Raw genomic sequence first — 6,573 nt, 5'->3', positions numbered from 1 at the left:
GAAACGGATGGGCAGCATGGACGCGATCTCCCGTGAGTTCGCGCTCGAGCATTCCGAAAGGCTGTGGAAGCAGCTCGTTCTGGTGCCGGAACAGTCCGAGGGCGGCGCGGGAAATCGAGAGCTGATGGTGGTTCTCGCACTCGCGGCGGGGGCGGCCGTCACGGTCAAAGCGGGCTTCACCTGGCTGGAGGGGGCCGCCTTGGGCCGCAACATCAGCCTGCTCGTCTTACCGTTCCTCGCAGGATATTTCGCGTGGAAGCGCCAGGTTTCCGCGCGGGTCGGCGCCGTGCTGCTCGCGCCCGTCGTGCTCACCGCACTCGTGCTGAACCTGTATCCGTTCGAGCCCGAAGGGGCGACCGAGATCATCGCCGCGATCCACGCGCCGATCCTGCTGTGGCTGGTGGTCGGTTTCGCGTACACGGGCGGCGACTGGCGATCCGGGCGGCGGCGGATGGACTTCATCCGGTTCACCGGGGAGTGGTTCGTCTACCTGACCTTGCTGGCACTCGGCGGCGGCGTACTGATCGGACTGACAGTCGGCGCGTTCGGGACCCTCGATTTTGACATCGAGCCGGTGATCGAGGACTGGGTGCTGCCCTTCGGCGCCACGGGCGCGGTGATCGTCGCCGCCTGGCTGGTCGAGGCCAAACAGAACGTCGTGGAGAACATCGCGCCGGTGCTCACCCGGGTCTTCACCCCGCTCACCATCGTCATGCTGTTCGCGCTGCTCGCCGCCCTCGCGACCACCCGCAGCCTGACCGCGATCGACCGCGATCTGCTCATCCTGATGGACCTGATCCTCGTCTTGGTCGTGGGCCTGCTCCTCTACACGATCTCCGCCCGCGATCCGCTGACCCCACCCGGCTTCTTCGACCGCCTGCAGCTGGTCCTGGTGTTCACCGCGCTGGTCGTCGACGCGACGATGCTGGCCGCCATGCTCACCCGGATCGCCGAGTTCGGCTCCACCCCCAACAAGGTGGTCGCCCTCGGACTGAACGTGGTGTTGCTGGTGAACCTCGTGTGGTCGGGCCACCTCGGGCTCGGCTTCGTGCGCGGCAGGAAAACCTTCGCCGCTCTCGAGCGTTGGCAGACCGATTACCTGCCCGTCTACGGAGTGTGGGCGGCCGCCGTGATCGTCGCCATCCCGCCGTCGTTCGACTTCCGATGATCTCCGGACTCGGCGAAAATCACTGGCGGTCCGTGACACGATCATCAAGTGCTCTTGACGATCTCCACGACTCACACGCCGGCGACCGACCTCGGATACCTCGTGGTCAAACATCCCGACCGCGTGCAGTCGTTCACGACCACCGGCGGCACGGCACACGTCTTCTATCCACAGGCCGATGTCGATCGCTGCACCGTGGCCCTGCTGCTGGAGGTCGATCCGGTGGAGCTGGCGCGACCGAGCAAGGGGCACAACGGGTCCGCACTCGGGCGCTATGTGAACGACCGTCCGTATGTGGCGTCGAGCCTGCTGTCGGTGGCGTTGGGCAAGGTGTTCCGGTCGGCGCTGAACGGCACGAGCCGGGACCGTCAAGAGCTGGCGGAGAAGGCGATTCCGTTGGAGATCGAAGTCCCCGCCGTGCCGTGCCGTGGTGGGACCGAGATCGTCGAGAGGCTGTTCGCGCCGCTGGGTTGGACGGTGTCGACCACCTCGGTGCCGCTCGATCCGGAGTTCCCGGAATGGGGCCCGTCGCCGTACACCCACCTGCGTTTGACCGGGACGCTGCGGCTGGCAGAGGCACTGAACCACCTCTACGTGCTGTTGCCGGTGCTCGATGACGCCAAGCACTACTGGGTGGACGCCGACGAGGTCGACAAACTGCTGCGCGCGGGCGAGGGCTGGCTCGGCGCCCACCCCGACCGCGAACTGATCGCGCGACGCTATCTGGCCGGACGACGGACACTCATGCTGTCCGCCCTGGAACGCCTGCGCTCGGCGGACGAGGTGGTCGACGATGCCGAAATCCCCGGGGACGCGGTCGAACGCGTCGAAGCCGCCGAGCGCCGCACACCTTTGGTGAAGCGCCGCACAGAGGCGGTGCTCGCCGCGCTCGCCGACACCGGCGCAGCGCGCGTCCTCGATCTCGGTTGTGGCCCAGGCGCTTTGCTTCTCGCACTGCAAGCCGAGCCCCGGTTCACCGAGATCGTCGGCGCCGATGTCTCGAGCGCCGCACTCTCGATGGCGGAGCGCCGCTTGAAGTTCGACCGGATGTCGGACCGGCAGCGAGCCAGGATCACCCTGATCCAATCCGCGCTGACCTACCACGACAACCGGCTGCGCGGCTTCGACGCCGCGGTGCTCATGGAGGTGATCGAACACGTCGACGAGTCCCGGTTGCCCGCGCTCGAACGTGCCGTCTTCGGGCATGCCGCGCCCGGCGCGGTGATCGTGACGACGCCGAACGTGGAATACAACGTGCACTACGAGACCCTCGACGGTCACCGTCACGACGATCACCGATTCGAGTGGACCCGTGCGGAATTCGCCGCCTGGTGTGCCCGCGTCGCCGAGTCCTTCGGCTACGTCGTCGACATCCGCCCGGTCGGCGACCACGACCCGCAGACCGGCTCCCCCACCCAGCTCGCGCTTTTCCGGAAGGCCGCGTAAATGAACATCGACCTCCCCGAGCTGTCGCTCATCGCCCTCGTGGGCATCTCCGGTTCCGGCAAATCCACCTTCGCCCGCGAGCACTTCAAGCCCACCGAGGTGCTGTCGTCGGACTTCTTCCGCGGCATGGTGGCCGACGACGAGAACGATCAGTCCGCGACGAAGGACGCCTTCGACGCGCTCGGCCACATCGCCGGGATCCGGCTGCGTGCCGGTCGACGCGTCGTCATCGACGCCACCAATGTGCAGAAGCACGCGCGGGCCGAATTGGTCGCGCTGGCGCGGTCTTTCGACGTGCTGCCGGTCGCGATCGTCCTCGATACGCCCGAAGCTGTGGCGTGGGAACGTACCCAGGGGCGCACCGATCGCGACTTCGGGCGCAATGTGCTGAAGCGGCAGAGTCAGGACCTGCGGTGTTCCCTGCGCGAGCTCGGTCGCGAGGGTTTTCGCAAGGTGCACGTCGTCAGCGATCCGGCCGAAGTGACGATCACCTACGAGAAGGCGTGGAACGACCGGCGTGAGCTCACGGGGCCGTTCGACATCATCGGCGATGTGCACGGCTGCCGGGCCGAATTGGAAACGCTGCTGGGCGAACTCGGATGGACGCTGGTTCGCGACGAAGCCGGGCGTGCTGTCGATGCCACCCACCCGGAGGGACGTCAGGCGGTCTTCGTCGGTGACCTCGTCGACCGCGGGCCCGATTCCCCCGGAGTACTGCGGTTGGCGATGGGGATGACCGCGAGCGGAAACGCGCTGTGCGTGCCGGGCAATCACGAGCAGAAACTGCTGAAGAAATTGCGGGGCAAGAACGTCACGGTGTCCCACGGCCTCGCCGAGACGCTCGAGCAATTGGGCAGCGAGACACCGGAGTTCATCGAGTCCGCGGCGCAGTGGATCCACGACCTCGTGAGCCACCTGCGGTTGGACGGTGGGCGGCTCGTGGTCGCGCACGCCGGACTGAAGCAGGCGTACCACGGTCGTGCGTCCGGGCGGGTTCGCGACTTCTGTCTCTACGGCGAATCCACCGGGGAGACAGACGAATACGGCTTGCCGGTGCGCTATCCGTGGGCGCGGGACTATCGCGGTGCGGCGATGGTCGTCTACGGGCACGTACCGACGCCGAAGGTGGAGTGGATCAACAACACCGTGTGTCTCGACACCGGTGCGGTGTTCGGCGGCGAGCTGACGGCGCTGCGCTACCCCGAGAAGACGTTCGTCGCGGTGCAGGCCGAGCGGATGTACTACGAGCCGATCCGGCCACTCGCCGAGGCCGAATCCGCGCGCGACAACGAGACGCTCGACCTCGCCGATGTCACCGGGCGCAGGCACATCCGCACCGAGCACGGCACGGTGATCGTCGATGCCGAGAACTCGGCGGCCGCGCTGGAGGTGATGAGCCGGTTCGCGATCGATCCTCGGCTGTTGCTGTGGTTGCCGCCGACCATGTCCCCGCCGTCGACGTCGACCGTCGAGGGGTATCTCGAATATCCCACCGAGGCGTTCGCCGACTATCGCGCGGCGGGCGTGGGCAAGGTGGTGTGCGAGGAGAAGCACATGGGGTCGCGGGCCGTGGTACTCGTGTGCCGTGACAAGGCAGCGGCCCGTTTCGGGGTCGGCGACGGATGCTCCGGTGCGATCTACACCCGCACCGGCCGGTCGTTCTTCAACGATCCGGCCCTCACCGAGACGCTCCTGGATCGCGTCCGCGCAGCGGCCGCACCACTTTTCGACGAACTCGACTCGGACTGGCTGCTCCTGGACTGTGAACTGCTGCCCTGGTCCGCCAAGGCCGCGGGGCTGATCCGCACCCAGTACGCGGCCGCAGGCGCCGCCGCACGGTCGGCGCTGCCCGCCGCGGTCGCGGCACTCGACGCCGGACTGGCCCGTGGGCTCGACCTCGGCGAACTGCGTGCCCGCACCGCCGACCGCGCCGAGAACGCGGACAGCTTCACCACCGCCTACCGCCGATACTGCTGGCCGACAACAGGACTCGACGGCGTACAGATCGCCCCGTTCGCCCTCCTTGCCTCCGAAGGCGCCGGCTACGCCGACCGCGACCACGGCTGGCACCTCGACATCAGCGACCGACTCGTTGCGGCCGACCCCGTGACCTTCCGCCCCACCGGCCGCCGAATCGTCGACCTGTCCGACCCTGCCGCCGAAGCCGACGCCACCACCTGGTGGCTCGAGATGACCGCGGCAGGCGGTGAAGGCATGGTCATCAAGCCCTACGCCGGCCTCACCCATCGCAGCAAAGGCAAACTCGTCCAGCCCGGCATCAAATGCCGAGGTCGCGAATACCTCCGCATCATCTACGGCCCCGACTACACCACCCCCGAACACCTCACCCGTCTCCGCGACCGCACCCTCAGCCGCAAACGCACCCTTGCCCTGCGCGAACACACGCTCGGCCTGGCGGCCCTGGACGCCGTCGCCGCGGGCGAACCGCTGTGGCGCGTCCACGAATTGGTCTTCGCCATCCTGGCCATGGAATCCGTGCCGACCGACCCTCGCCTCTGAGCTTTGCGGCGGTCAAATAGTGTCGTCTCCGGTATTCGCACCGTGCGGCTCGCCAGAACTGTTGAGAGAATAGAGAATTGACTCAGCTCGCCCCGTTTCCGTTGCCCTTTCGTGCCGCTCATCTGGTGGCTGTCGCACCGGTCAGGACGGTCCGCGAGCTGGAGATGATGCGATTGAGCGCCGCCGTTCGGGAGAAATCGCAGTGGCATCAGAAGCTGCAGGACGCCGGCATCGTCGCCCGATGGACCCGGGAGGCCTCCGAGACCGGGATGACGGAAGCTCAAATCCGCTATGTGCTCGATGAACTCGCGCATTACGCCGGAATACGCGACGAGGAGACCGGAATCGAGGTGTCCGCTGTCGACGGGGTGTGGCAATCGGACACCCTGATCGACGACGCACTACGGGATCGTCTGCGCGCGGCGGCTCGGGTGATCGAGGATGTTCCAGCGGCAGAACAAGATTGGCATCCCGGCTCGAACGGACAGCTGCGCGATCTCGTCCATCCCTCGCTGTACTGCCTGGTTCGCGGCGTCAGCCGGTCCGATGACGCACCATGGCCCAGCCTGGCGAACAACGATGCCAGGTACGCGTACTCGCCGAAGTTTCAATGGCTGCCCACCGATGTCGATGTCACCGATGCCGGCGACGTCGCCTTCCGTTCCTACGTCAACAACGTCGACCCGGCTCGCCATCACGCACTCGAATCCGTCTTGCCGGAACTGTTCGCCCGCATGCTCCCACTGCTGGCCAATGTGCTGACCGACCTGCGCCGACCACGACCGGTGCGGATCGACGTCAACCCCTTCACCTGGTACGAAGACTCCGAACCCACCGAGCCGGCCGATGAGAGCGACGAAGCCCAGGAAGCCTTCGACGCCGCCTGGGACGAATGGCGGGAAAACCGCCGACCGGCCATCCCCGACGCCCCCACTTTTCAGCCGCCCACACCCGTCGACGACAGCGACCGCGTCGACCTCACCGGGCGCAGGTTGCAGGTCATCGTAAAACTCGCCAACATCTACCTCACCCCCGAGAAGCCGGAATATCCGGGCGGTTCGTGGCACGTCGAAGCAATGCTCAACGAAAGCATCGTCGCCACCGGAATCTACTACTGGGACAACGAGAACATCACCGACAGCCGGCTCGGTTTCCGCGCGGCGATCGACGACCCGGAATACGACCAGAACGACGAAACCGGGATGCGCGAGGTCTTCGGTCTCGCCGACGAGGACGCGCTCAACCAAGACCTGGGCGGCGGCCAGAGCGCCTACACCTGGGTCGTCACCGCCTCGCTGCTGACCATGACGGCCTCCACGCCGCTCTGGGGCAAGCTCGCGGACCTCTACAACAAGAAGGTCCTGGTCCAGATAGCCCTGGTCGTCTTCGTCATCGGCTCCGTGGTGGCCGGTCTGGCGCAGAACCCCGCGATGCTGATC

The 6,573-nt window shown here is 66.8% G+C and carries 3 protein-coding genes and 2 pseudogenes; all 5 read left to right on the top strand.

The window, feature by feature from the left end; translation table 11 throughout:
• Nucleotides 1-1,168 (top strand): hypothetical protein (locus ACFWF3_RS19335; RefSeq protein WP_379314717.1); only part of this gene is annotated, 1,168 nt, incomplete at its 5' end.
• Nucleotides 1,169-1,216: 48 nt separating this feature from the next.
• Complete coding sequence (locus ACFWF3_RS19330; RefSeq protein ID WP_379314716.1) at nt 1,217-2,614, top strand: 3' terminal RNA ribose 2'-O-methyltransferase Hen1; 1,398 nt, start codon at nt 1,217-1,219, stop codon at nt 2,612-2,614.
• Nucleotides 2,615-5,134, top strand: coding sequence for a polynucleotide kinase-phosphatase (locus tag ACFWF3_RS19325; protein ID WP_379314715.1), 2,520 nt, complete (start codon nt 2,615-2,617; stop codon nt 5,132-5,134). It abuts the gene before it with no gap.
• Between the two features lie 77 nt (nt 5,135-5,211).
• A pseudogene (locus ACFWF3_RS19320) lies at nt 5,212-6,378 on the top strand (DUF4246 domain-containing protein); the annotation flags it as partial.
• 3 nt (nt 6,379-6,381) lie between these two features.
• Nucleotides 6,382-6,573 (top strand): annotated as a pseudogene (locus ACFWF3_RS19315) (MFS transporter); the annotation flags it as partial.

This window comes from Nocardia sp. NPDC060220 (assembly GCF_042727815.1).
Lineage (GTDB): Bacteria > Actinomycetota > Actinomycetes > Mycobacteriales > Mycobacteriaceae > Nocardia.
Note: the sequence above shows the minus strand (reverse complement) of the source record. Positions and strands in the feature narration are given on the sequence as shown.

Excerpts from the sequence above, each read along its gene's own strand:
- ACFWF3_RS19325 (WP_379314715.1), top strand. The coding sequence starts at position 2,615 with ATGAACATCGACCTCCCCGAGCTGTCGCTCATCGCCCTCGTGGGCATC.